This window comes from Aestuariivivens marinum (assembly GCF_022662175.1).
Taxonomy (GTDB): domain Bacteria; phylum Bacteroidota; class Bacteroidia; order Flavobacteriales; family Flavobacteriaceae; genus Aestuariivivens; species Aestuariivivens marinum.
This window is the reverse complement of sequence record NZ_JAKMCR010000002.1, coordinates 325,205-350,443: the sequence shown is the minus strand read 5'-3', so window position 1 is coordinate 350,443 and position 25,239 is coordinate 325,205. Positions and strand designations below refer to the sequence as shown.

Below are 25,239 nucleotides of genomic sequence, written 5' to 3'. Positions count from 1 at the left end.
GCCTACTCTTATCGGTTTTCAGCTACTCCGTTTTAAAGGCAAGTACAATAAGAAGAAAAGGGGAATTAGATAGGCCTATTGTTAAGGCATGAATAACTTAGATATTCGAAATATACTAAATTTTGTTGACATAATTTTTACGATTCTAAGCTAAATCATTCAAAATGATATTCTTTTTTAAGATGGTCTTAGCAAACATTTTAATGTCGAAAATAGATTTAATAGTAGATGGCTTAGTGTAGAAGAATTGTATATTTGGTGTCAGGATAAATATTTAAATTTTTAAGCTCTTTTTTTAATATATGAAAAACTCAATTACTTTACTTCTGTGCTCATTAATAAATACTTATTGTATTTCCCAAAACAATCCCGAAAACATTGATTATTATATTGGAAACGAAACGGTTATTTCAGAAAACAAAGTAGATGCACACGCCTCTTTTACTTCTTTTACCTCTGAAGTGGACAGACAAAACAATTCACCAAAATACAAGCTTAGTTTAGATGGTATATGGAAATTTAATTGGGTGCGTTCACCAAAAGACCGTCCTTCTAGTTTTATGCAACCACAAGCAGATGTCAGTCATTGGGACGATATAAAAGTTCCTTCAAACTGGGAGGTGGAAGGCTTTGGTATCCCTATCTATGTAAACCATCAATATGAATTTGCTGATTATAAAGCTCCTGTTGCAAGTGATATGGAATTTGAAGACAGAATTTACCCAAAGTATCCAGGGAAGGTGCCTCAAGAATATAATCCTGTTGGTTCTTATAGAAGGGATTTTACCATTTCACAAGATTGGGATGGTAATGAAATATTTCTGCACATTGGTGCAATGAAATCGGGAGGTTTTGTTTGGATTAATGGGCACTATGTAGGCTATTCCCAAGGTAGTAAGTTACCAGCTGAATTTAATATAACCAAGTTTGCAAAACCTGGAAAAAACACTGTAGCGCTTCAAATTTTTAGATGGACCGATGGCAGTTATCTCGAGTGTCAGGATTTTTGGAGAATAAGTGGCATAGAACGCAGTGTATTTGTTTATGCCCAACCAAAACTACGTATTAAGGATTTTGAGGTAGTTTCTGGTTTAGATAAAAGTTATGAGAATGGCAAATTTGAATTGGATGTTGTATTTGAAAACCATTTGTCTAAAAATCAAACAATTGAAATATCATACAAAATATTAGATGGTTACAACGTGGTTCAACAGGGGTGTAAAAATGCAGCTATAGCTAAGAATACAACCGATAAGGTTTCATTTGAAGCCATAATAGGAAATATAAGACACTGGAATGCCGAGCATCCTAATTTATACACATTAATAATTGAGCTAAAGAATAAAAAAGGACTTCTTATTGAAACAACATCCAGCCAAATAGGTTTTAGGAGTGTAGAAATTAAAAACGGATTACTATTAGTAAATGGTCAACGTATCACGTTAAAGGGGGTTAATACTCAGGAAACCGATCCTGAAACCGGACATATAATGTCTGAGGAAATGATTATGAAGGATATTACTCTTTGGAAGGAAAATAATATAAATGCGGTCCGTTTGAGCCATTACCCAAGAGGGCGACGATTTTACGAACTGTGTGACCAGCATGGTATATATGTAGTAGATGAAGCCAATATTGAATCTCATGGTATGTATTATGGAGACCGTTCATTGGCAAAAAAGGAAAATTGGAAAAAAGCACATGTCGATAGAATGGTACGTATGGTTGAGCGTGATAAGAACCATCCTTCGGTTATCATATGGTCCATGGGTAATGAGGCCGGTAATGGTATTAATTTTTTTGAAGGCTACAAAGCCATTAAAGCCGCAGATAAATCAAAGCGACCCGTTCAATATGAACGCCCATACAAAGACTATGACGGTAGCTTATATGATATGGATTGGAATACCGATATTATTGTTCCACAATATCCATCACCTGCAACATTTGAAGTTATAGGGAAAAGCAAAACGGATAGACCGTTTATACCTAGCGAATATGCCCATGCCATGGGTAACAGTACAGGTAATTTTCAAGATTATTGGGATGTTATTGAGCAATACGAAAACTTACAAGGAGGATTTATTTGGGACTGGGTAGACCAGTCGATCTGGAAGACCAATGACAAAGGTCAACGTTATTATGCCTATGGAGGTGATTATGGTGAAAACATGCCAACGGATAACACGTTTTTAAATAACGGTATTGTATTTCCTGACAGAACACCACAACCAGGATTATATGAAGTTAAAAAGGCCCATGAGTTCATTAATTTTAAGCCCAAGGGAATTAATAGGCATAAGGAATTACGGATTTTGGTTGAAAACCTATACGATTTTACCAATTTAAATAACTTTGACCTTATTGCTTACATTAAGGCTGATGGTAAAACATTAAAGACAATTCCTATTGAAACCATAGATGTTAATACCCATACAGGTAAGCTTGTTAGGGTACCATTAAGTGATGTAAATTATGAGTCAAATACAGAATATTTTTTAGAGATTAAAGCACTAACAAAACAGGATTGGGGACTTTTACCAAAAGGGTATCAAGTGGCACACGAACAAATACGTTTGGACCAAGTTTATGTGACCCAATCTATGGAAACCGATTCTGGACCAGCTTTAAAAGTTGAAGAAAACAACAATGGCATTCGTATTTTTAATGAGGTTTGTGATTTGCAGTTCAGTAGCGTCGAAGGAAGATTGACTTCTTATAAGTTTAATGGTGTTGAGTTGTTGAAAGATGGTAAAGGGCCAAAACCAAATTTTTGGAGAGCCGTTACCGATAACGACGCAGGAAATAAAATGTATAAAAACAACATTGAGTGGAAAAAAGCATCTTTGTTTTCAAAGGTAACAAAGATTAATGTTGATCAAGTTGCTAATAATGTTGTTACGCTGCATGTAACGTATCAATTACCCGGGGTGGATACACAATTTTTTAGCACCTATCGTATGCACGGGACAGGCATTGTTGAGGTTGAGAATACTTTGGAAACAACAGACTACAACTCAGACATTCCTAGAGTGGGTATGCGTATGCAGTTACCTAAAACATACGATAACATATCTTACTTTGGTAGGGGACCTTGGGAAAACTATGAAGACAGAAAAGCTTCAGCTTTTATCGATTTATACCATTCTAAGGTCAAAGATCAATATGTACCATACATCCGCCCACAAGAAAATGGGTATAAAACAGATGTGCGTTGGGTAGCATTATCCAATAATAGTAATAATGGTTTGCTTGTTGTTGCTAAAAACATTGTAGAAGGTTTGGGAATCAGTGCCCTGCATATGACAGTTGAAGATTTTGATATGTCTTCAGATTTAAATTATGGAGATGCTGCCTCTACAAATATTGAATACAGAATAGACGGTATTCCAGAGTTTAACCAAAGCAAACATACTATTGATATATTAGAACGGGATTTGGTAGAATTGCATATCGATTTAGGCCAAAGAGGTGTTGGTGGTGATGATAGTTGGGGGGCTAGACCCCAAAAGGAATATCAAATATTAGCTAACCAAAGACATTCATATGGATTTGTATTGGTGCCTTTTGAAAAAGGAAATGACAATATGTTTGTAAGCCTATCAAAGCAATTAAAAGAATAATTGTGACCAAGCTAAACCAATAAATTGAATAAAAAAACCCGATTTTTTATCGGGTTTTTTTATGTTTTTTAAATAAAATAATTCTAGGTCATTATTGTTTATTTCCATTCATTAAGTAAAAACTATTTTTTAGTTGATGATAAAAATCATCTTTTTCCTATAGTATCCGTCAGAACTTTGCATATACAAAAAGCAATGTTATGAGACCTTCAATTAAAATAAAAATTATAGTACTTGTAAGCACTATTTTGTTCACTAGTTTTTCTATTGCTCAAACCTTCAAATTAGATACTAGCGAATCTAAATTAACAGTTTACGGTACTTCAAGTTTGCATGATTGGCATATAGTTTCTGAATCATATAATGGAGTTTTGTCATTTGTGAGTTTGGAAGAGGTAAAGCTTGAGAATCTTCATATCGAAATTCTAGCTGAATCCTTAAAAAGCGGAAAGAAATCTATGGATAAAAATACATATAAGGCCTTACAGACTGATAAATACCCTAAAATTACATTTGTACTAACACAAGTTAAAAACATTGAAGCTTTAGAAGAAAATAAATATGTAGCTGAAACTCTTGGAGACCTAAGCATTTCTGGCACAAAAAAGAACATTTCATTAAAGTTTGAAGTAGAAATAATTGGTAACACCGTTAAAATCAAAGGGGAAAAAGCCTTTAAAATGACCAATTTTAATGTGGACCCCCCAACTGCTTTATTTGGAACTATAACAACAGGGAATGAAATAACAATAAAATTCGAATCAATATTTAAATAAACATAATTAACATTAAAAATTAAATAATCATGAAATCAATAATGAAAAAAGTAATATTAATAGCAATAATATTCACAGGTTTTAGTTTCTATGCTCAGAACAGGGATTTAGACAATTTTAGGCAACCAGATAAGCGTGGTATAAACGTTTTCGAAGCTCCTAAAGATAGTGTGTCAACTTTTGAAAACGTAAAAGTGAGATTGGGAGGAGCTTCAACACTACAATTCCAATCATTGTCACAAAAAAATGATAACAGTAGTGTTACACTCACAGATTTGGGATCTAATTTTAATTTGGCTACCGCTAATTTAGATTTAGATGTGGCTTTAGCAAAAGGTGTTAGAATGCATTTAAGAACTTATTTATCATCTCAGCATCATACTGAAGCTTATGTTAAAGGCGGATATATTCAAATCGATAATCTTGACTTTATAAGTGAAGGCTTTTTAAGTGATTTTATGAAGCATGCACGTGTGAAAATCGGTCATATGGAAAACAACTATGGTGATACCCATTTTAGAAGAACTGATAACGCTATGGCACTTTACAATCCTTTTGTGGGTAATTACTTAATGGATTCATTTACAACTGAAGTTGGAGCCGAATTGTATTATTTCAGTAATGCATGGTTTGGAATGGTTGGTATAACCAATGGAAAATTAAATCAAAATGTAACGGATAAAGATCAAACAAGCCCATCGTTCTTAGCTAAATTTGGATATGATAATCAAATTGATAATGATTTTCGTTTCCGCTTAACAGGATCCTTATTCCACAGTGCTCATAATAATGCTAGAGGTATTTATCTATACAGTGGTGACCGTGCAGGTTCTAGATATTATACTGTAATGAATGGTAAGGATGCCAATGGAGATGCTATAGGAGACAGTTTTAGAGCAGGTAGAATCAACCCTGATTTAAAAAATGAAATGACAGCTGTGATGATAAACCCATTCTTGAAATATGGAGGATTGGAATTCTTTGGTGTAATTGAATTTTCACGAGGAAAAGCCAAACAAGAGGTAGATAGAAGAAAATGGACTCAAGTTTCAGGAGAATTACTATATAGATTTGGAGATAAAGAAAATGTTTATTTTGGTACTCGTATTAATAGAGTTGGTGGTGAATTACGCAGTGGAGATGATGTAGAAGTTAATAGATTCCAGTTAGTAGGAGGATGGTTTATGACCAAGAACATTTTAATGAAGGCAGAATATGTTAGGCAAAAATATAATGATTACCCAACATCAGATTATCATTATGGAGGTAAATTTGATGGTCTAGTTCTTGAAGCAGCAATTAGCTTCTAAAAAGTAAACAGTAAGCAAGTCTCTTGGTAATATGTTTAATTAAAATATTTAAATTGACATATACTTTGAGACTTGTTTTTGGAAAAAAAAATTAAAATTGCCTCATTGATAATGAAATCAAAAATTTTAAATAAAGTATTGTTTATTGTTGTAATAGGAATGGTTATGGCATTTACTACAAATGATGCTATGTTTAAAAGTACATCGGTTATTGTAACTTCGGAAAGTTCATTAGTAGTTAGAGGTACAACGAATGTAAATACATTTACTTGTGGCTTTGATGTACTTAAACTTAAAAATCCAGTTCAAGTGCTTTACAAGAAAGTGGGCGCTAGATTGGTTTTTGATAAAACAGCCTTGGTTTTGGATAATGATTGCTTTGATTGCGGAGGTATAGTTATTAATAGTGATTTTAGAAAAATATTAAAATCTAAAATGTATCCACAAATCACTTTGTTTTTAAATGATATTAATGATTTGGAGGAACAAACCGATGATGTCTTGGCTTCCATAGACATTGAGATTGCAGGAGTCTCTAAAAATCATAAGGTACCTATAAAGTTTAAGAAAGGTAGAGGTATGCTCATAACAGGAGTTTTGCCTATAAGTATGTCTGATTACGATTTAAAACCACCAAAAAAATTTTTTGGACTTATTACGGTTCATGATATTATAAAAATTTATTTCCAATTGGCGGTTAAGGAGAGTTGATTTAAATAAATAATTTTAAAACATAAAAGGTCTTCATTTGTATGAAGACCTTTTATGTTTTAATTGGTGGGCAATTCTTTTGATTGGTTATTTGTTTTTAATGCTTCCTGAAACACTATTGTTTTTAGTCACTTTTTCAGGGTTTCCATAATACTTTACATCGCCACCGCTTGTAGCACTAGCAATAAGTTCCTTGGCCGTGTTTATGGTTATATCTGCACCACTTGTAGCTTTTACTTTACTGGATTGAGCGATTAACTCACCAGCTTTAATATCACTACCGCTGGTAGCTTCTGCTATTAAGAGATCAGTTTTTCCAGACAGTTTTAAATCACTTCCACTAGTTGATTCGCAATGTAGTGTTCTGGCATTGACCGCCAAGGTCATATCACTACCACTTGTGGTTTTTAAATCTAACATTTCAACATCTATGGTTTTGGTAGTATAGACATTACTACCGCTTGTGGCAATTATTTTTGAGATATCCTTAAAGTTGACCAAAACTTTTTTTGCTTTACATTTTCCAATGTTTTTTTTGGTGTGTATTTTTAGAACATCATCCTCAATTTCTGTTAAGATAAGGTTGTGAAGATTCTCATCGGCTTCAACAATAATACTTTCATTATCGTTTTGGGTTAAAAGCACTTCCAAGCCTTCGGTTGCTTTAATGATTGAAAAGTTGGAGCTAGTTGTACGTTCTTCGGTAACTACATTACCATTGCCACGAACTCCAGAATTTAAATTGACATCAAAATTACAGGAAAAAAGTGATAAGCTGAGAAGGGTTGTTACAATGATTTTGATTAAAGTTGTCATAACTGTTCGTTTTTGTATGATTATTTTGATTAAAGATTTGATCGAATTTATTTAGTTACTAATTATAATTTAAAGATTTGTTTTTTTAGTTGCTAAACTGTTAATTATTGGTCGATTTCACAGATAGTCCAGTACTATCTAAGCTAACATTAACGGATTCTGTAATGCCTTTTATGCTCTTTCGTTTAATGGTTAAACTAGAACTATCGGCTTTTACTTCAACACCTTCTTTGTTTATTTTTACGCTGGAATCGCCATCCTTAATGTCTACATCTACTTCAAATTTTTCTTCTTCGGGACAGTCTAAGCACTCCACCTTATCGTCAAGTATTTTTAAATAATGGTTAGCATTATTATGAGATACAATGGACCCATAGTAGTTTCTACTATAAAAAAACGAATTTGAGTTGGAATGGCACTTGAGTATAGATCCCTCTGGAAGATAAAGTGCTAGATGAATTTCTTGATCACTATACTTGTTTTCAGGTGAGGTGGTAAAGTAAGAATCCAAAATCAAGGTTTTATCATCAAATACATAATTATAGTTTATATTTCTGGCACGTTCCATGGCTTTTTCAAAACTTCTACCATCAGCACTTTTTTCTATGCTTAATGTTGCTAAAGAATCGGTTGTAGATTTAACAATAATGGCCACATCAGAAGAATAGATTATTTTCTCTCCTTTTTCATTATGGGCAACTTTAAAGGAGTTACTACGGTATCTCGTGTTTTTATAAAGGTCGTTATTTACCATTTTTAAATTAAGCGTATCGTTTGTAGTGATGTTGAGTTCTATCTTTTCCACAACCCGTTCGTCAAAAGCATGTTCGCTAGCTTCCCTTACCCCAAAAACAGTAAGCATGATGATAGAAATTAACCATGCTCCCAATAGGGTAAACTTTGCAATCTTGCCAATGGATTTTAAATTGTTTATCAATATTTTAAGGCCAAGGTAGAACACAAAGAAAAATGGAATACCAACAGCAAAAAAAGTTAATAAAGAGATTAACCAAATAGGTGTGTTGGCCGCGTTAACAATATTTGCATATTCAATACCAGGAATATTTAGAATATTGACTACTCCCACAGAAAATAAGCTAATTATTAATGCTATTAGTGTAACTGCGCCAATAAACATTAACAAGATACCAACGAATTTGGCAAATATGTTAAAGAAAAATAAGATGATGTCTCCAATAGTATCAAAAAATGTTTTTGATGACGACTTAATGGAGTTTGCTTGTTTTTTTACATTAACATTTTTGGCGACATCTGATACATTTTTGGCAACATCGCTAACGGTCTCAGATACATTTTTAGCAACATCACTTACAGTATCAGACACATTGTCAAAGCCATCCTTTATTTTTTTTTCAATGTTACTAATGTTAACGGGCTCTCCGGTCATCATTAATTTTTCGGCAGTGGTTTTGGCTTCAGGAACTAAAACCCAAAATAAGATGTATATAAATATAAAGGTGCCTCCAGAACCAATAGTTAAAATAATCCATAGCAATCTAATCCATACGGCATCAATACCCAAATAGTGACCTAACCCAGAAGACACACCACTTATATAAGAGTTGTCGGTATCCCTGAACAACTTTTTAGAAGGTGACGAGGAACTTTTATATGAGGTTTTTGGTTCGTCTTCAAAAATTTCGTCATCAACTAAGTAGTCTTCAGGCTGCCCCATAATGGCGATAATCTCATCTACTTCTTTTATACGTATAACTTGCTTGTCATGTTGTACTCGCTCGTTAAAAAGTTCGGCAATACGTGCTTCAATATCAGCAATGATTTCAGAGCGTCCTTGAGAATCTGTAAATGAACGTTTTATAGCCTCAAGATAGCGTTGTAATTTTAAGTATGCATCTTCATCGATATGAAAAAATATACCTGCTAAATTTATGTTGACTGTTTTATTCATTTTTTTGTTGTTTTTTGGCTTGTTACTATGTTTACTGCGTTTTGTAATTCGTTCCAAGTATTATCTAATTCTTTTAAAAAGAGCTTACCTGTTTCGGTTAACCCATAATATTTTCTTGGAGGTCCAGATGTGGATTCTTCCCATCTGTAGTTTAAAAGTCCTGCGTTTTTAAGTCGCGTTAGTAGGGGGTAAATGGTGCCTTCTACAACGAGCAACTTAGCGTCTTTTAAGGTGTCTAAAATCTCTGCAACGTATGCGTCGTCGTCTTTTAAGACCGATAGTATGCAGAATTCAAGTACCCCTTTGCGCATTTGTGCTTTTGTGTTTTCTATCTTCATGTTCTAAAGCGTTTAAATATGGTGAAACTGTTCATTTTTTTGATTGATGATTAATGTTGATGAAATTTATTGTAAGATATTTTTAGTGTAAATTACTTTAAAAAATTAATGGTTAATGGATACTTGTATGGTTCGCCATCCCTAGCTTTTAAACTAGCTTTGACTATTAGAGCCAGCTCCACAATAAAGGCAATGATCATTAAAGCCCCCAAGCCACCACCAATGTAAAGTAGGGGTGAAGGTTTTCCAAGGTTAATATGAAAATTGTGAAACCCGTTAAAGTCTATAAAGTCCAGTCCGCCTAAAATTTTAAAAATAAAAAAGGGAATGGTTATGGTTCCAATAATAATGGCATACAGCAAAATACTCATTTGAAAGTTTAAGGCTTGTTTACCATGATTGTCTACAAATTCCGATTTTTCCTTGTTGGCAATCCACAGGACCAAAGGGCCAATAAAATTTCCAAAAGGAATAATAAACCTACTAAAGGTTGATAAATGTATAAACGTTGCGATGGTTTTTTGGTGTTTATCTAACATGATTTAAAAGCATATAATAATATCTTATGCAAATATATATCTAAAAAAAGGTATTATGCAATACAAAGTACTGTTATTTTATTAAAATTAACAAAATATTAACATTTTACGATATTGATTTATTTCATAATTTAGAGGTAAAATAAAAGAACCTCTATGCGTATAACTCCCAGAAAATTAAATGCTTTTAAGCTGTTAAAACTGCCATCGGCTTATTTATGCGGTGTGCGAACTAAATCTATTGATGCTAAATCCTGTGTTGTGACGGTGAGACATCGGTGGATAAACCAAAATCCATTTAGATCCATGTTCTGGGCGGTGCAAGGCATGGCGGCAGAATTTTCTACCGGTGCCTTAATGATGAGCAAAATTAAAAGTTCAGGAAAACAAATGTCCATGTTAGTGGTTTCCAACAAAGCGATCTTTACAAAAAAGGCAACAGGTAAAATTACGTTTACTTGTAACGATGGCCATTTGATTGATGAGACTATAATTAGGGCCATAGAAATAGGCGAGGGACAAACTCTTTGGATGACTTCGGTTGGCGTTAATGAAGAAGGAACAGAAGTATCTACTTTTCATTTTGAATGGAGTATTAAACTTAAGGGTTAATCGTATGTTGTTAAGTTGTGTAGTTACACCTTAACAACGAACATCTAAACAGCCAACAAAAAACTGTAACAAAACAGCAAACAAATCAACATATAAAAGAATAAACAAAAAACATAAAAATGACAGCACACGAAATAGACTATAGAATTTACGGCGAGGAAATGCAGTATGTAGAAATTGAACTCGACCCTAATGAAGGCGTTGTAGCAGAAGCGGGCAGTTTCATGATGATGGACGATGGGATAAAAATGGAAACCATTTTTGGGGATGGTTCGCAAAAGGACTCAGGATTTTTAGGGAAAATTTTGGGAGCGGGAAAGCGTATTTTAACAGGTGAGAGCCTGTTTATGACCGCATTTTATAATACCTTAAGTGGTAAGCGAAATGTGTCTTTTGCCTCACCTTATCCGGGTAAAATAACCCCAATTGATCTTACTCACTATAGCGGTAAGTTTATTTGTCAAAAAGATGCTTTTCTATGTGCGGCAAAAGGAGTTAGCGTAGGTATTGAATTTTCGAAGCGATTGGGGCGAGGGCTTTTTGGAGGCGAAGGTTTTATCATGCAAAAATTGGAAGGTGATGGTATGGCCTTTGTACATGCAGGGGGCACTATGGCCAAAAAAATATTGCAAGCTGGTGAAACCTTACGTGTGGATACAGGGTGTATCGTTGGTTTTACCCAAGATGTAGATTATGATATTGAATTTGTAGGTGGTATTAAAAATACCATTTTTGGAGGTGAAGGCCTGTTTTTTGCAAAATTGCAAGGCCCTGGAACGGTATATATTCAATCGTTACCATTTAGTAGACTGGCAGGACGGGTTTTAGCTTCTGCGCCAAGAGGTGGTGGGAAGGATAAAGGAGAAGGCAGTATTTTAGGAGGGTTAGGCAATTTACTTGATGGAGATAACCGATTTTAAACTGTTAAATTTTTTAAATTTAGATACTAGTTTACAATTTTTTGTTAAATTTAGATGTTAAATTATTAAACTTGCTGCCTATAATATACCTTTACTTTTTTCAAACCAAACACCTTAATATTAATTATGGCAAGAGCAATGCTAGAGTATACCAAAACTGTACTTAAAAAGGTCAGTTTTGATGTTACATTGTTTTGCAAAGAGGTACAAAAGGCATTAACACGTTTGTTGCCTTATGAGATTGAAGAACTTAAAGTTTTTATTCAATCTCTTGTACAGCAAAACCCAGAATTAAATCAATGTTTAATTTATTTAAAACCATAATAAAAAGCGATCTTTAGATCGCTTTTTTAGTTTTTAGATAAAGGACTAATGATTTTTACATTTTGAAACGCTATAGCTCCTCTTATAATACCTGATATTACATCTTGTAGGGCTTCAATGATTTGCATTTTTAGTTCACTTTTGTGATAAATAAGGCTTACCTCCCTTGCAGGGGGTGGTTCATTAAAGTAATGTATGTTTTCGGTGTCTTTTTCATTAAGATCCAAAGTGTGTAAATAGGGAAGCAAAGTCATACCTAAACCTTCATTGGAGAGTTTAATAAGTGTTTCTATACTTCCGCTTTCCAATTGGAATTTATCATCTGGATTGTCTTTGAAAATTTTGCAAAGATTAATAACGCCATCCCTAAAACAATGACCATCTTCTAATAACAACATATCATTTATATCTAAATCTTCAATATTAATCTTATTGTTTATATGAAGCCTGTGGTTTTTTGGAATATAACTAACAAAAGGTTCAAAGTAAAGTACTCGTTCCTTAATATCTTCCTCTTCTAACGGTGTTGCAGCAATAGCAGCATCTAAATGGCCTTCCTTGATTTTATTGATGATTTCCTCGGTGGTAAGCTCTTCAATTTTAAGCTTGACTTTAGGATGCTTTTTTATAAAGTTTTTTAAGAACATAGGTAGCAAGGTAGGCATAACTGTTGGTATGATACCTAGTTTAAACTCACCGCCTATAAATCCCTTTTGTTGGTCTACAATATCCTGAATTCTATAGGATTCATTAACAATATTCCTGGCTTGTGTCACAATTTTTTTTCCAACTTCGGTCAGCTCAATTGGTTTTTTACTGCGATCAAAAATTTGAACGTCCAATTGGTCCTCAAGTTTTTGTATTTGCATGCTTAACGTGGGCTGCGTTACAAAACACTTTTCAGCTGCCTTGGTGAAATTTTGGTTTTCAGCAACAGCTAAAACGTAATATAATTGAGTGATAGTCATATTTATTATATGTTAGACTGTAAAGATATAAAAACTATCAATAAAATTTATTAAAACTGATATTTGTTATAAATTAAATATGTTGAATATTTAAAAATATCGTAATGATACTTTTAAATAATTTAGGCTTAGAAACCAATAAACAATAACTTTACGAAGAGATTTTAATCATTTTTCGGCTAATTTTCAAATATACTATCTAAACTTTCGATGTATTTATTGGAATATTAAAGCAAACGCTTTTTTGGTTTTCATATATATGACCAATATTTAAGCGGTATGATTTCCTAACGTGTATTGAATTGACTTTAGCCAAAACACCATTGTATAGGTTCGAGGATTATATTGTAAAACCTAAAGTGCCTGCTTTAAAAAACATATCGCAAGACAAAAGGCAATGCGTCTTATTGTGGATTTACTTATGTACTTTTAAAGATTGAAAGGCATATTTTAAATAAGTCTCATGATGTCAATAATGAAAGCATGAATTCTATGTTGATTGATTTTATTTAAGAATAAAAAAGACGTTTTTGATTATGAAAGTTTGTTTCTGTTAAACCATTTAGTTTGTTAATTTTTAGTTTGAAAGTTCATTAGCCAGAGTTCATTGATTTTTTTACAATAAACCTCTGGCCTTAATTTCAAGGTATTTGTTGATCGTATCTATGGTCAAAGCCTCGGGAGTCGTTAAGATGGTATGGATGCCATATTTTTTTAACTCATTCACAATTAAACGCTTTTCAAAGGCAAGTTTTTCAGCAATAACCTTATCATAAACCTCTTGTACCGTTTCGGCTTTTTCATTTATAAGCCTGCTTAGTTCGGTGTTTTTAAAGAAAACAACTACTAGAAGATGGTTTTTTGAAATGCCTTTTAAGTAGGCTAGCTGCCTGTTCAAACCATCTAAAGTTTCAAAATTGGTGTATAGTAAAATAAGGCTGCGGTGCTGTATGTTTCGTTTTATATCGGCATATAAGCGTCCAAAGTCACTTTCAAAAAAATCAGTATTAATGTTGTACAGTGCATCTAATATCAATTGCATTTGGGATGCCCTTCGTTTAGCCACTATACGATTTTCTATTTTTTTTGAAAAGGCAATAATACCCGCTTTATCTTGTTTTTTTAATACCATATTGCTAATAACTAGAGTAGCATTTATGGCATAATCCAATAATGTTAAACCATTAAAGGGCATTTGCATAACGCGGCCTTTGTCGATAATGGAATAAACAGGCTGCGACCGCTCATCTTGAAACTGATTAACCATAAGCTGATTACGCTTGGCGGTTGCTTTCCAGTTAATGGTTCTTAAATCGTCACCCAAAACATAATCTTTAATCTGTTCAAATTCCATAGTGTGTCCCAACCGACGTATTTTTTTAATGCCTTGTTCCATGGCATTTTTGTTAATGTTTAATAGTTCAAACTTTCTAAGCTGTTTGAAACTTGGATAGGTGGGTACCATGGCACCTCTGTCGAAAGTAAATCTTTTGGTTACTAAATTTAGTATGGAAGCTGCGTAGATATTTAAATGTCCAAAATGGTATTCGCCACGCTTGGTGGGTTTTAAAATGTATTTAATAGTTTTTATTTTTCTGGGGCTTATGACTTTTTTAAGCTTAAAATCCCTTACTTGAAACTGTTCTGGGATTTCATCAATCACTTCCAGATAAATTTTAAACGGGTAATTATTGGTGATGGTTATACTCACAGCATTATTATCGCCATTAGAAAACTTATCTGGGAGTATTCTTTGGGCTTCAATCTTCTGTTTTCCTAAAAATACAATGAGAACATCCAGAAAGAAGAGCACCATAAGTACTAGTATAGAAACTTGTGCTATGTTGAACAATATCGGAACAAAATAACTTAAGCTAAACAAAACCACGATACCAATACCAATATAGAAAAAACGGGGTTGTATGTAAAATGGTTTAAGTAGTTTCAATGTTATTGGTTAATGATTGTTTGTTAATATTTGTGTATTAGGTTTTTTAGCTTTTACTCCGACTGCCTACTGAACACTGCCAACTGTTAACGTGGTATCTCCACCGTTTCAATGATTTGTTTAATGATTTGCTTACTTGTTACGCCTTCCATTTCACGTTCTGGCGTTACAATAACACGGTGTTGCAATACAGGAATAGCAGCACGTTTAATATCTTCTGGAGTTACAAAATCACGTCCACCCATTGCAGCGAAGGCTTTGCTGGCCTTTAAAATGGCAATGGAAGCCCTTGGTGATGCTCCTAAATATAAAAAGGGATTGTTACGTGTAGCCACAATAAGTTCGGCAATGTATTTTAGCAAATGTTCTTCTATAATAATTTGTGCTACCAGATTTTGGTATTCCAAAATTTGTTTGGCCTTTAAAAATGGAGAAATCGTATCTGTTTTTTCTAAGTCCTTTAGCTGGTGCTCCCTAACTAAAATTTCGATTTCTTCATCTAAATTGGGATAGTCTACATCTATTTTGAACAAGAAACGATCCAATTGGGCTTCGGGAAGTCTATAGGTGCCTTCCTGCTCTACGGGGTTCTGGGTGGCTAAAACCATAAAAGGAAGGTCTATTTTAAATTTCTGTCCATCAATGGTTATTTGATGCTCTTCCATAACTTCAAATAAAGCGGCTTGTGTTTTAGCAGGAGCTCGGTTTATTTCATCAATTAAAACCATGTTGGAAAAAATAGGGCCTTTTTTAAACTCAAAATCTGAATCCTTTAAATTAAAAACCGATGTCCCCAAAATATCACTGGGCATTAAATCTGGTGTAAACTGGATTCTACTAAAATCAACACTCAAGGACTTGGCCAGTAATTTTGCCGTAATGGTTTTGGCAACACCCGGTACGCCTTCTATAAGCGAATGTCCTTTAGCTAAAAGTGAGGCAATAAGCATATCGACCATATCTTTTTGTCCCACGATTACTTTACCCAATTCCTGCTTTATTTTTTGAATACTGGTTTGCAGTTCGGTTAAATCCAACCGACTTTTAAACTGTAAATCGTTATTGTCTTGAAGTGTACTATTCTCTATTGACGATAAAGCACTTTCGGGTTTTGGTTTAAAGTCTTGGTGGTTTTGTTCTTCTTTATTTTCGTCCATAGTTATTTTAAGTAAAAAGCTTCAATAAGCCTGTTTAATTGCATGAGGTTAGTCTCAAAAAACTCATTTTTTGTACGTAACCAATTTATGTAATTTATAAGTTTTTTGATGTCGTCTTTTTTCTTTCCGGTTTTTAGGGCCAACTTCTTTATAAAATTATTGTCTAAAGTTGTTGTATCCATATTAAAATCAACTCTTAGGCGTTCTAGAAAATAAGTTATTTTTTTATCAATCAGGTTTTTGTGGTCTTGGGTTTCGTAATATAGATTAGATATAGTCTTTACAAAATCTATCGTTGTATTTTGTAGCGGTTTAATGGTTTTAATAATACGTTGTCTACGTTTAGCATTAAAAATTATAAATAGTAATCCAAAAATCAATGCCATGTACCAAGCCCATTTAAAGGAGAGCTGTTCTAGAAACCAACTAAGATTCGATTCTTTTTCAACATCACCATTATAACCCGTTTGTATTTTAGTATACGAATCAAAATAAATATTGTTTTCTGGTAAATAGGAAATTAACCCTTCAACATATTTGTAACGGTCTTCTTTTAAAAGATTGTAATTGGTAAATGCTTTAGGTTCGGTATGCAAATAGATTTTTCCTTTACCAAAAGGGATTTCAATAAAATTTACAAGACTGGAATCTATTTTTGTATGGCCTAAAATACTGTAGTTAATGGAGTCGAAACTGGAGAAATAATTAATACCTTCATTTTTGTCTATATTAACTGTATCAACATCTATATGTTTTAAGTAATGATAAGAGATGCTATCTTTTGTGTTTTTAATATATTCAACAGAAACATCTAGTGTGTTGTGTATTTTTTGTGAGAAATAATAATCTGAAATAAAAAGCGTATTACCAGCACCAACAAAATTAAGAAGTTCGTCAACTGAATCATCTTCCAGATAATCAGAGTTTCCTATAATTATGAAACTACCTTTGGCGACATGGTCACCATAGCCATCTTCCCTATTTGCTGTTAAATAACTAGCAGGTTGATGATATACCGTTCTAATTTTTTGATTTTTAAAAAGTTTGGGCAATTCTTTGTAAAACACGCTTACCCCATAAGGTTTATTGCTTTTTTCGTTAAACGATTCTTCCCAATCAATGCTACGGGTGGATTTAATGCCAAGGGTAATGGCAATGACAACAATTAAACCAATAATGATAAGACCTATGGGAAGTACTTTTTTCATTATTTCACTTGGTTTAATAGGGTTACAAAATTGTGTTTGGCCTTATCGTAATCAACATTGTCTAGAGGAAATTTGCCATACCAGATATAGCTGTAAAGGTAGGAGGTATAAGCAAAGGTATTACTGAATGGTTTCTCGCTAATTTCATTTAAATAATCGCCGTTGGTTTTATCGTCTTCAAATTTTATATGGTTTTTTAGGCTTAGCGTTTTTAATACCAATAAATAATAATACCGAATGGCCAATCTAAAATCGTTATTGTTTTCTGCATGTGTTATTAGGGCATCGATATCGGTGTTTTCAATGTTTTTAGCGGTTATGTTCTCATGATGGTTAAGTTTTCTGTTTTGTCCTTTTGAAAATAATCCGGTTCCACCTTCATTCAGTAAAATATAGACGAGATAAACCAAGGCAAGAATTAGGGCTAGGTAAAAAAGCCAACTAAAGGGGCCTAAGTTTATTGAAAAAGTATCACTGTTGTCCCTTTCCCTAATATTAGGGTTTTCATTTTTATAATCTTCATAATTACCCGAGCCAGAAGGTGTTTCATTAATTACTTTTTTGCCTTCGTAATTATATTTTCTACTGGAATAACGGTCTTTAAAATTAGTGTCAAAGCTTCTAATCTGTTGTGGCTCTTGAAAATAAGTAGAGCCAAAAACATTAAAGTGAAGCAAAGCCACTAAAAACAATAAAACAAAACGATATAACCTAGCTGTTTTCAAATAATCTTAGGGCTTAAAATGGGCGTTTTGGTAATTTCCTTTTGAACCTTAAACGGATAGACCAAATAGTAATAACTAATTATAGCCAAAGTAATTAAAATGATACCAACCGATAGCCAATGCGGCATAATGTTGGAATACCTAGTGATAAAACCTTCTAAAAATCCTGCTGAAAATGTAAAAGGAAACGTGCTTATTAGAATTTTCACACCTGTTTTAGCACCTTGCTTAAAGGAAACATATCTGGAATGTGTGCCGGGGAACAAAATGCTGGCTCCTAATATTAAACCTGCAGCACATTCTATAACTATAGCGAAAATTTCCATAGATCCGTGTATCCAAATGCCACGGACACTTTCCCAAAATACGCCTTTTTCATAAAAGAAATATTGAAAAGACCCTAGCATAATACAGTTATTGAACATAATGTACAGTGTACCAAGGCCACCAAAGGCACCTAATATAAATGCGATAATACCAACACGAAGGTTATTTATGGTAATTCCGATAAAGCTTCCCCAATTGCTTCCGCTTTTATAAACTGCCACAGGGTCACCCTTTTCAATATTCTCCAAGGACATGTTTACATAGTCATCTCCTAAAATAGAACGTACAAATTCACCATCGTTTGCAGCAGAAATAGCCCCAATAAATGTAAATGCAAAAAATATGATGAATGCAATGTAGATAAATTTACGATACTGATAACAAATGAGTGGAACTTCGGTTTTCCAAAAAGCGACAAAACGATTGGTGTTTTCCCGTTTGGTTTTGTATATTTTTTGAAAGGCCTTTGAGGCTAATTGATTCAAATAATCGATAACCCTACTTTTTGGGTAAAAGGTCTGGGCATAAGCCAAATCGTTTATTAAATGAATGTATTGCGAAGCTAGCTCGTCGGGATCTTTAAAGTCATTATTAAAAATGGCCTTTTCAAAACTCAACCATTTTTCCTTATTTTGTTTGATGAATGAAACTTCCCTCATATTTTTCTTCTGTGAGAAACTAAATTTTGTATCAAAAAATTACAAAATTTAGTCCTACTTCAGTAACCTCTTTCGTTAATCCATGTAATTTATTCATTTACTTTTTCTAAATTTTCAAATGAATAAATTCATGTATTTTTGATAAATTAAAATATAAAATGTCAGAGTTACAAATTAACACGACCCAAAATGTAAAAATAATGTTCACTGCGGCAGGAGCAGGAGAACGACTGTTAGCTTTTGTAATCGATACCGCCATTAAAATAGGCTATATGCTCGTTTTAAATTGGACATTCGGAGCTTTTGATAACATGGATGAATGGTCACAAATCGCCATAAATACGGTCTTGAGCTTTCCGGTTATGTTCTATACGTTAGCATTGGAATCCCTTTTAGATGGACAAACTATTGGCAAACGGGTCTTAAAGATACGTGTGGTGAAAATAGATGGCTACCAGGCGTCTTTAGCTGATTATGTAATACGCTGGTTTTTTAGAATTGTAGATATCTATGTCTTTGGTATCGGTTTTTTTGTGATTCTATTCAATAAAAAACAACAACGTTTAGGAGACATGGCAGCAGGAACGGCAGTTATAGCTTTGAAAGATAAAGTAAACATTAGTCATACCATTTTGGAAGAATTAAAATTAGATTATGTGCCCACTTATCCTAATGTGATTAGATTAAGTGATAACGATGCACGTATTATCAAGGATACTTTTACGGCTGCTAAGCTGGCAAAAGATTATTCAACGCTTATAAAATTGAGGAATAAACTTGTAGAGGTTGTTAATATAAAAGATATAAAACAAAAAACCGATATTGAATTTATTGATGTTATTTTAAAAGATTATAATTATTACACGCAAAGTATGTAAGTAGAGAGCCGCTATTTGAGTAGAAAAAATAGTGTTGATTACTTACCCTTAGTTTATTTTGGAATCTCATAAAAAAGCATATGTTCTACACCATAGATATTTTAGGAACCATAGCCTTTGCCATTTCAGGGGTATTAGTAGCTATCAATAAGAAAATGGACTTGTTTGGTATTTTAATTATTGCGTTTGTTACGGCTGTTGGTGGGGGAACATTACGCGATTTGCTAATTGGTGCAACGCCTGTGAGTTGGATGAAAGATATGACCTTTACCTATGTCATTATGGTTTCAGCAGTATTTGCTATTGTGTTTAGAAGTAAGATTAATTACTTGCGAACCTCATTGTTTTTGTTTGATACCATTGGTATAGGCTTGTATACTGTAGTTGGTATAGAAAAGGGGGTGAATATAGGTTTACACCCTATTATATGTATTGCTCTGGGAACTATGACAGCTAGTTTTGGAGGTGTTATTAGGGATATTTTATGCAATGAAATACCCGTTATTTTTAGAAAGGAAATTTATGCAACAGCCTGTATTTTGGGAGGGCTCACTTATTTTTTGTTACGGGAGCTTCCGATTGGTAATAATCTTGTTTTTGTTATTTCAGGCATTGTGGTTATTACAGTTAGGTTACTTGCAGTAAAATTTAAAATTGCCTTGCCTTCTATTTATAAATAAGGTTTAAAGTTCAAAGTTTATGTTTTGTATCTTTGAAGACTGCCAACTCATACTGAACACTACTCAATAATCTCTACGTTTTTAATATAAATATTCTTAAGCGGCCAATCGGCTTCGTCAGTATCAACCGCGGCTATTTTGTCAACCACATCCATACCATTAATTACCTTGCCAAAAATGGTATAATCACCATCTAAATAATGGGCGCCACCCTGTTGTTGCACAATAAAAAACTCGTAAGGCGAGGCTAGTTTGTGAGGGTTGTCTATTTCACTGCTAGGCATGGAAATAACTCCTCTATCATGTTTAAATCCTCTATTAGTATCTTTAGGAAGCAAGTATCTGCCAATCCTTTTACGCTTTCTGGCTGTCTTTTTATCATCGCTATTACCAGCCTGAACCATAAAATTATCGATAACTCTGTAAAATTGTGTGCCATTAAAATACTTTTGCTTGGTTAAAAAGATAAAGTTTGCTCGGTGGAATTTGGTCTCTTCAAACAATAAAATGTCAATGACACCAAAATCGGTGGTCATTCGTACTTTATTTTCTTTATGTTCTTTTTCATAATGTAAAAAGAATTCCATAGCATTTTTTGTGTCTAATTTCGGAAGGCTGCTCTTCAGTTTGCTATCGGGTTCAGGAGTAGTTATTTTTTCATTATTTTGTTCTGTTATTACAGAAGGGGGTTGTGGTTTCGTATTTTTTTTAGATTGTTTATCTTCACAATTCAGAACTAAAAGACAAGAACAGATTAATATAGCAAGACGCATGTAGATGAAATTTGATGAATTTTTAAAATCGCTTTCAAAAATAAAAAATATACCGCTACCAGCCGAGTCGTCACATTTTAAAATGGTGCCACCGTTTAGGCGCGAACTTCTCAAATTGCAGAGTGAAGCCATAAAGCAAGCAAAACACGCAGGAGTAGTTGCATTGTTTTATCCAAATAAAGAAGAGCAAACCAAGTTTGTATTGATACTCAGAAACACCTATAATGGGGTGCATTCGGCACAAATAGGGTTTCCAGGAGGGAAATTGGAGCCTCAGGATAAATCGTTACAACATGCTGCTATACGTGAAACTTTTGAAGAAATAGGAGTGCCTATGCATGAGATTAAAATTTTGCGTGAATTATCCCAAGTTTACATACCTCCAAGTAATTTTTACGTTTTTCCATTTTTGGGAATTGTATATCACCCCCCAGTTTTTAAAAAACAGGAAGATGAGGTAAAGGCAGTTATTGAAGTTGACCTGCAAGATTTTTTGGACAATAATATGTTGATCACCAGAAAAGTAAAAACATCTTATAGTGTTGCAGTTGAAGTGCCAGCATTTTTATTGAATGGACACGTGGTTTGGGGTGCCACAGCCATGATGTTAAGTGAGATTAAAGACCTTATTAGGCAGATAGTATAGTTTTTTGGTTTAGTACTATGCTTTTGGGGAAATTAAATTTTGTATAAAAGCTGCAAAAATTTGGTTTCAGTTTAGCAACAATTTTATTAGTACATAAAATTTTTTTATTTGGTTTTCCGTGAATTTTCAAATAAAAAAATTCATGTACTTTTGTGGCAACTAACCAAATATAGAATCATGATTTATGGGGCTGTTTAAAAGAAATCCATTTGGACATATACTCCTTGTAAAAAAATGGATCATCCGCATTTTGGGTGTGATGACCCACAGACGTTTTCGCGGATTTAATGAATTGCAGATTGAAGGTTCGGAGATTATAAAGGATTTACCCGATAAAAATGTACTGTTTATATCCAATCACCAAACCTATTTTGCCGATGTTGTGGCCATGTTTCATGTCTTTAATGCCAGTTTAAGTGGTCGGGTAGATTCTATTAAAAATGTGGGCTATTTGTGGAACCCTAAACTCAACATCTACTATGTGGCAGCTAAAGAAACTATGAAGGCTGGTTTGTTGCCAAAAATTTTAGCTTATGTAGGTTCGGTAAGTATAGAGCGTACATGGCGTGCTGAGGGTAAAGAGGTGAACAGACAGGTGAAAATGAGTGACATTTCCAATATTGGAAAGGCGTTAGATGACGGTTGGGTCATTACCTTTCCACAGGGTACAACCACACCGTTTAAGCCTATTCGAAAAGGGACTGCCCACATCATTAAGCGTTACAAGCCAGTTGTAGTGCCTATTGTTATTGATGGTTTTAGACGTTCGTTTGATAAAAAAGGACTTCGTATTAAAAAGAAAAATATTCTACAGTCCATGGAGATAAAAGCCCCTTTGGAAATTGACTATGATAATGAAACCACCGAAGATATTGTTAAGAAAATAGAATTCGCTATAGAGCAACACCCATCTTTTCTGAAAGTGATTTCCCAAAAAGAACTGGAAGAGCAAGAAGCGCTGAATAAGTTAAGAGAGTGGTAGGGGTTTGTTTATAGCACTTAGGCTACAATATAAATACTCGATGAAAATTCCCTAACCTCAATAACTAAATCCATTAACCCACACCTTGAAAGTCTGTATCGCTGAAAAACCTAGTGTTGCCCGTGAAATTGCTGCTGTATTGGGGGCCAATACCAAGCATGATGGATACTATGAGGGTAACGGTTATATTGTAACTTATACTTTCGGGCATCTGTGTACACTTAAAGAACCGGTAGATTATAAACCCTATTGGAAAAGCTGGGACTTAAATAACCTGCCCATGCTACCCGATAAGTTTGAGACCAAAGTGGTTTCCAATTCGGGGGTGAAGAAGCAATTCAATATTATTAAAAGCCTGTTTGATAAAGCTGAAGTAGTTATAAATTGCGGCGATGCAGGCCAGGAGGGAGAGCTCATACAGCGATGGGTTATGAATGCCGCCAATTACAAAGGCGAGGTAAAACGGTTATGGATTTCATCTTTAACCACCGAAGCCATTAAAGAGGGCTTCGAAAATTTAAAATCCGAAAAAAATTATGATAACCTCTATTATGCGGGGTTTTCACGAGCGATTGGTGACTGGTTGTTGGGTATTAATGCCACACGGCTGTACACGGTTAAGCATGGGGGCTACAAGCAGGTGCTGTCGGTGGGGCGTGTTCAAACACCCACTTTGGCGATGGTGGTAAACCGGTTTAAAGAGATAGAAAACTTCAAATCTCAACCCTATTGGGAATTACAAACCGTATATCGTGATACTTTATTTGCTTATGAAGAAGGACGCTTCTTTAAAAAAGAGGATGGTAAGGCATTGGCGAATAAAGTTAAGGAAAGTGATTTTGAAATTGTTTCTGTTGAAAAAAAGAAGAGTAAGGAATATGCGCCCAAATTATTTGATTTAACAGGGCTTCAGGTGTATTGTAATAACAAGTTTGGGTTTTCGGCAGAAGGCACATTAAAAATTGTTCAGGAGCTTTATGAGCGTAAGGTAGTGACCTACCCCAGAGTAGATACTACATTTTTACCTAATGACGTTTATCCAAAAGTACCTGGCATTCTGCAAAAATTGACCAATTATATTAACCTAACCCAATCACTATTGGGTAAAAAACTGAAAAAGACTTCAAAGGTCTTTAACGATAAAAAAGTAACGGATCACCATGCCATAATTCCAACAGGAATACAAATTGGATTACAGACCAATCAGCAAAAGGTTTATGATATTATTGTGAGACGTTTTATAGCTGTATTTTACGATGATTGTATGGTGGCTAATACCACAGTAATGGGTGTGGCTGCAGAGGTTTCTTTTAAAGCTACCGGAAAAGAGATTTTAAGTAAAGGGTGGCGTATTGTTTTCGAATCGTCTGGCAAAAAAGAAAAGGAACCCGATATGTTACCAACATTTGTTAAAGGTGAAAAAGGGTCGCATGAACCGTCTTTTTTGGAAAAGGAAACTAAGCCTCCCAACCAGTTTACCGAAGCGACTTTGCTTCGGGCAATGGAAACAGCTGGAAAGCAGGTGGGTGATGATGAACTAAGGGATTTAATGAAGGAAAACGGCATTGGACGCCCTTCAACCCGAGCCAATATTATAGAGACCCTTTTTAAGCGCAAATATATTAAGCGCAATAAAAAACAGGTGTTGCCTACCGTTACTGGAATTCAGTTGATTGATACTATTCAAAATGATTTATTGAAGTCGGCCGAATTAACTGGGCGTTGGGAAAAGCAACTAAAAGATATTGAAAAAGGAGAGTTTAGTGCGACGGTGTTTATAAAAAACATGAAGCGCATGGTTGATGCCTTGGTGTATGAGGTTAGGAGTGAAACCAAGCGCGCTAACATATCACATGTTGTTGCTGATGAAAAGCGTAAGGCTAAGGCAATACAAAAGGAAAAGGCTGGTATTGTGTCTAAAACTTGTCCGAAATGCAATAAGGGAACTCTATTAAAAGGCAAATTCGCCTATGGCTGTAGTGCATATAAGCAAGGTTGTAATTTCTCTTTGCCTTTTAAAGTCCATGGCAAAAAAATTTCTGAAAAGCAATATATAAGATTGTTGCAAAAGGGGACTACTGTTAATCTTAAAGGATTTAAAACAGAAGCAGGTACAGTTGAAGGTTTGTTGTGTTTTGATGGTAGTTTTAATCTTATTTTTAAACCTAAGACTAGTGATAAACTTGTTAAGCTTAGTAAATCTGAAGGAGAAAATAGATGTCCCAAGTGTAAAATGGGTCACATCATAAAAGGTAAGACAGCATATGGTTGCAGTGCATACAAATCGGGATGTGATTTTAAAGTGACTTTTGAGGTGGTTAAAGCAAAGTTGAATGGTAGCAAACCCACTCGTGAGCTTGTATATAACATTTTAAAGAACAACATCTAA

The 25,239-nt window shown here is 34.1% G+C and carries 23 protein-coding genes; 12 read left to right on the top strand and 11 right to left on the bottom strand.

What is annotated here, in order from left to right; all coding sequences use genetic code 11:
- Positions 1–302: 302 nt before the first annotated feature.
- From MR053_RS08855 to MR053_RS08840, 4 genes are all read left to right on the top strand, one after another.
- Complete coding sequence (locus tag MR053_RS08855; protein ID WP_242132093.1) at positions 303–3,623, top strand: glycoside hydrolase family 2 TIM barrel-domain containing protein; 3,321 nt, start codon at positions 303–305, stop codon at positions 3,621–3,623.
- 200 nt (positions 3,624–3,823) lie between these two features.
- Entirely contained in the window at positions 3,824–4,399 is a 576-nt protein-coding gene (locus MR053_RS08850) for a YceI family protein (RefSeq protein ID WP_242132092.1), read from the top strand.
- A gap of 29 nt (positions 4,400–4,428) precedes the next feature.
- Positions 4,429–5,709, top strand: a complete 1,281-nt coding sequence (locus MR053_RS08845) for a hypothetical protein (RefSeq protein WP_242132091.1) — start codon at positions 4,429–4,431, stop codon at positions 5,707–5,709.
- 111 nt (positions 5,710–5,820) lie between these two features.
- Positions 5,821–6,420, top strand: coding sequence for a hypothetical protein (locus MR053_RS08840; protein ID WP_242132090.1), 600 nt, complete (start codon positions 5,821–5,823; stop codon positions 6,418–6,420).
- An 87-nt stretch (positions 6,421–6,507) separates the two neighbouring features.
- Here MR053_RS08840 and MR053_RS08835 read toward each other — a convergent pair whose 3' ends face one another.
- From MR053_RS08835 to MR053_RS08820, 4 genes are all read right to left on the bottom strand, one after another.
- Entirely contained in the window at positions 6,508–7,236 is a 729-nt protein-coding gene (locus MR053_RS08835; RefSeq protein WP_242132089.1) for a head GIN domain-containing protein, read from the bottom strand.
- 100 nt (positions 7,237–7,336) lie between these two features.
- Positions 7,337–9,166: a PspC domain-containing protein gene (locus MR053_RS08830; protein WP_242132088.1), complete on the bottom strand. Its 1,830-nt coding sequence runs from the start codon at positions 9,164–9,166 to the stop codon at positions 7,337–7,339.
- Positions 9,163–9,504, bottom strand: coding sequence for a PadR family transcriptional regulator (locus MR053_RS08825; protein WP_242132087.1), 342 nt, complete (start codon positions 9,502–9,504; stop codon positions 9,163–9,165). Before MR053_RS08825 ends, MR053_RS08830 begins: the two co-directional genes overlap by 4 nt.
- 92 nt (positions 9,505–9,596) lie before the next feature.
- Positions 9,597–10,043, bottom strand: a complete 447-nt coding sequence (locus MR053_RS08820) for a DUF4870 domain-containing protein (RefSeq protein WP_242132086.1) — start codon at positions 10,041–10,043, stop codon at positions 9,597–9,599.
- A 156-nt stretch (positions 10,044–10,199) separates the two neighbouring features.
- On the opposite strand from MR053_RS08820, the gene MR053_RS08815 reads away from it, so the two are divergent.
- From MR053_RS08815 to MR053_RS08805, 3 genes are all read left to right on the top strand, one after another.
- Positions 10,200–10,655, top strand: a complete 456-nt coding sequence (locus MR053_RS08815; RefSeq protein WP_242132085.1) for a DUF4442 domain-containing protein — start codon at positions 10,200–10,202, stop codon at positions 10,653–10,655.
- A 119-nt stretch (positions 10,656–10,774) separates the two neighbouring features.
- The gene (locus tag MR053_RS08810; RefSeq protein ID WP_242132084.1) at positions 10,775–11,575 is read left to right on the top strand and encodes a TIGR00266 family protein; all 801 of its coding nucleotides are present in this window, start codon (positions 10,775–10,777) and stop codon (positions 11,573–11,575) included.
- Between the two features lie 126 nt (positions 11,576–11,701).
- On the top strand, positions 11,702–11,899 hold the full coding sequence (locus tag MR053_RS08805) for a hypothetical protein (protein ID WP_242132083.1): 198 nt from the start codon (positions 11,702–11,704) through the stop codon (positions 11,897–11,899).
- A gap of 26 nt (positions 11,900–11,925) precedes the next feature.
- Here MR053_RS08805 and MR053_RS08800 read toward each other — a convergent pair whose 3' ends face one another.
- From MR053_RS08800 to MR053_RS08775, 6 genes are all read right to left on the bottom strand, one after another.
- Complete coding sequence (locus MR053_RS08800; RefSeq protein WP_242132082.1) at positions 11,926–12,867, bottom strand: hydrogen peroxide-inducible genes activator; 942 nt, start codon at positions 12,865–12,867, stop codon at positions 11,926–11,928.
- A 616-nt stretch (positions 12,868–13,483) separates the two neighbouring features.
- Positions 13,484–14,815 (bottom strand): DUF58 domain-containing protein, encoded by a 1,332-nt coding sequence (locus tag MR053_RS08795; RefSeq protein WP_242132081.1) that lies wholly within the window; start codon positions 14,813–14,815, stop codon positions 13,484–13,486.
- Between the two features lie 86 nt (positions 14,816–14,901).
- Positions 14,902–15,972 (bottom strand): AAA family ATPase, encoded by a 1,071-nt coding sequence (locus tag MR053_RS08790; protein ID WP_242132080.1) that lies wholly within the window; start codon positions 15,970–15,972, stop codon positions 14,902–14,904.
- A gap of 2 nt (positions 15,973–15,974) precedes the next feature.
- The gene (locus tag MR053_RS08785; RefSeq protein ID WP_242132079.1) at positions 15,975–17,180 is read right to left on the bottom strand and encodes a DUF4350 domain-containing protein; all 1,206 of its coding nucleotides are present in this window, start codon (positions 17,178–17,180) and stop codon (positions 15,975–15,977) included.
- Positions 17,180–17,905 carry a hypothetical protein gene (locus tag MR053_RS08780; RefSeq protein ID WP_242132078.1) on the bottom strand — a complete coding sequence of 242 codons (726 nt, stop codon included), beginning with the start codon at positions 17,903–17,905 and terminating at the stop codon, positions 17,180–17,182. The genes MR053_RS08785 and MR053_RS08780 overlap by 1 nt, the downstream gene beginning before the upstream one ends.
- Positions 17,902–18,891, bottom strand: coding sequence for a stage II sporulation protein M (locus tag MR053_RS08775; RefSeq protein WP_242132077.1), 990 nt, complete (start codon positions 18,889–18,891; stop codon positions 17,902–17,904). The genes MR053_RS08780 and MR053_RS08775 overlap by 4 nt, the downstream gene beginning before the upstream one ends.
- Positions 18,892–19,049: 158 nt before the next feature.
- Between MR053_RS08775 and MR053_RS08770 the strand changes: the two genes are divergently transcribed.
- Both MR053_RS08770 and MR053_RS08765 read left to right on the top strand, forming a co-directional pair.
- Complete coding sequence (locus tag MR053_RS08770; protein WP_242132076.1) at positions 19,050–19,769, top strand: RDD family protein; 720 nt, start codon at positions 19,050–19,052, stop codon at positions 19,767–19,769.
- A gap of 80 nt (positions 19,770–19,849) precedes the next feature.
- Positions 19,850–20,449, top strand: coding sequence for a trimeric intracellular cation channel family protein (locus tag MR053_RS08765; protein WP_242132075.1), 600 nt, complete (start codon positions 19,850–19,852; stop codon positions 20,447–20,449).
- A gap of 59 nt (positions 20,450–20,508) precedes the next feature.
- Here MR053_RS08765 and MR053_RS08760 read toward each other — a convergent pair whose 3' ends face one another.
- Positions 20,509–21,036, bottom strand: a complete 528-nt coding sequence (locus tag MR053_RS08760; protein ID WP_317221709.1) for a peptidylprolyl isomerase — start codon at positions 21,034–21,036, stop codon at positions 20,509–20,511.
- Between the two features lie 190 nt (positions 21,037–21,226).
- Here MR053_RS08760 and MR053_RS08755 point away from each other — a divergent pair, with 190 nt between their 5' ends.
- From MR053_RS08755 to MR053_RS08745, 3 genes are all read left to right on the top strand, one after another.
- The gene (locus MR053_RS08755; protein WP_242132073.1) at positions 21,227–21,868 is read left to right on the top strand and encodes an NUDIX hydrolase; all 642 of its coding nucleotides are present in this window, start codon (positions 21,227–21,229) and stop codon (positions 21,866–21,868) included.
- 184 nt (positions 21,869–22,052) lie between these two features.
- Positions 22,053–22,850, top strand: a complete 798-nt coding sequence (locus MR053_RS08750; RefSeq protein ID WP_242132072.1) for a lysophospholipid acyltransferase family protein — start codon at positions 22,053–22,055, stop codon at positions 22,848–22,850.
- An 85-nt stretch (positions 22,851–22,935) separates the two neighbouring features.
- Entirely contained in the window at positions 22,936–25,239 is a 2,304-nt protein-coding gene (locus tag MR053_RS08745) for a type IA DNA topoisomerase (RefSeq protein ID WP_242132071.1), read from the top strand.

Bases quoted from the DNA above. Each gene is read 5' to 3' on its own strand.
- MR053_RS08785 (WP_242132079.1), bottom strand. From the start codon at position 17,180: ATGAAAAAAGTACTTCCCATAGGTCTTATCATTATTGGTTTAATTGTT.
- MR053_RS08765 (WP_242132075.1), top strand. From the start codon at position 19,850: ATGTTCTACACCATAGATATTTTAGGAACCATAGCCTTTGCCATTTCA.
- MR053_RS08820 (WP_242132086.1), bottom strand. From the start codon at position 10,043: ATGTTAGATAAACACCAAAAAACCATCGCAACGTTTATACATTTATCA.
- MR053_RS08760 (WP_317221709.1), bottom strand. From the start codon at position 21,036: ATGGAATTCTTTTTACATTATGAAAAAGAACATAAAGAAAATAAAGTA.
- MR053_RS08790 (WP_242132080.1), bottom strand. From the start codon at position 15,972: ATGGACGAAAATAAAGAAGAACAAAACCACCAAGACTTTAAACCAAAA.
- MR053_RS08800 (WP_242132082.1), bottom strand. From the start codon at position 12,867: ATGACTATCACTCAATTATATTACGTTTTAGCTGTTGCTGAAAACCAA.
- MR053_RS08770 (WP_242132076.1), top strand. From the start codon at position 19,050: ATGTCAGAGTTACAAATTAACACGACCCAAAATGTAAAAATAATGTTC.
- MR053_RS08845 (WP_242132091.1), top strand. From the start codon at position 4,429: ATGAAATCAATAATGAAAAAAGTAATATTAATAGCAATAATATTCACA.
- MR053_RS08775 (WP_242132077.1), bottom strand. From the start codon at position 18,891: ATGAGGGAAGTTTCATTCATCAAACAAAATAAGGAAAAATGGTTGAGT.
- MR053_RS08825 (WP_242132087.1), bottom strand. From the start codon at position 9,504: ATGAAGATAGAAAACACAAAAGCACAAATGCGCAAAGGGGTACTTGAA.
- MR053_RS08835 (WP_242132089.1), bottom strand. From the start codon at position 7,236: ATGACAACTTTAATCAAAATCATTGTAACAACCCTTCTCAGCTTATCA.
- MR053_RS08750 (WP_242132072.1), top strand. From the start codon at position 22,053: ATGGGGCTGTTTAAAAGAAATCCATTTGGACATATACTCCTTGTAAAA.
- MR053_RS08815 (WP_242132085.1), top strand. From the start codon at position 10,200: ATGCGTATAACTCCCAGAAAATTAAATGCTTTTAAGCTGTTAAAACTG.
- MR053_RS08830 (WP_242132088.1), bottom strand. From the start codon at position 9,166: ATGAATAAAACAGTCAACATAAATTTAGCAGGTATATTTTTTCATATC.
- MR053_RS08855 (WP_242132093.1), top strand. From the start codon at position 303: ATGAAAAACTCAATTACTTTACTTCTGTGCTCATTAATAAATACTTAT.
- MR053_RS08755 (WP_242132073.1), top strand. From the start codon at position 21,227: ATGAAATTTGATGAATTTTTAAAATCGCTTTCAAAAATAAAAAATATA.
- MR053_RS08810 (WP_242132084.1), top strand. From the start codon at position 10,775: ATGACAGCACACGAAATAGACTATAGAATTTACGGCGAGGAAATGCAG.
- MR053_RS08850 (WP_242132092.1), top strand. From the start codon at position 3,824: ATGAGACCTTCAATTAAAATAAAAATTATAGTACTTGTAAGCACTATT.
- MR053_RS08805 (WP_242132083.1), top strand. From the start codon at position 11,702: ATGGCAAGAGCAATGCTAGAGTATACCAAAACTGTACTTAAAAAGGTC.
- MR053_RS08840 (WP_242132090.1), top strand. From the start codon at position 5,821: ATGAAATCAAAAATTTTAAATAAAGTATTGTTTATTGTTGTAATAGGA.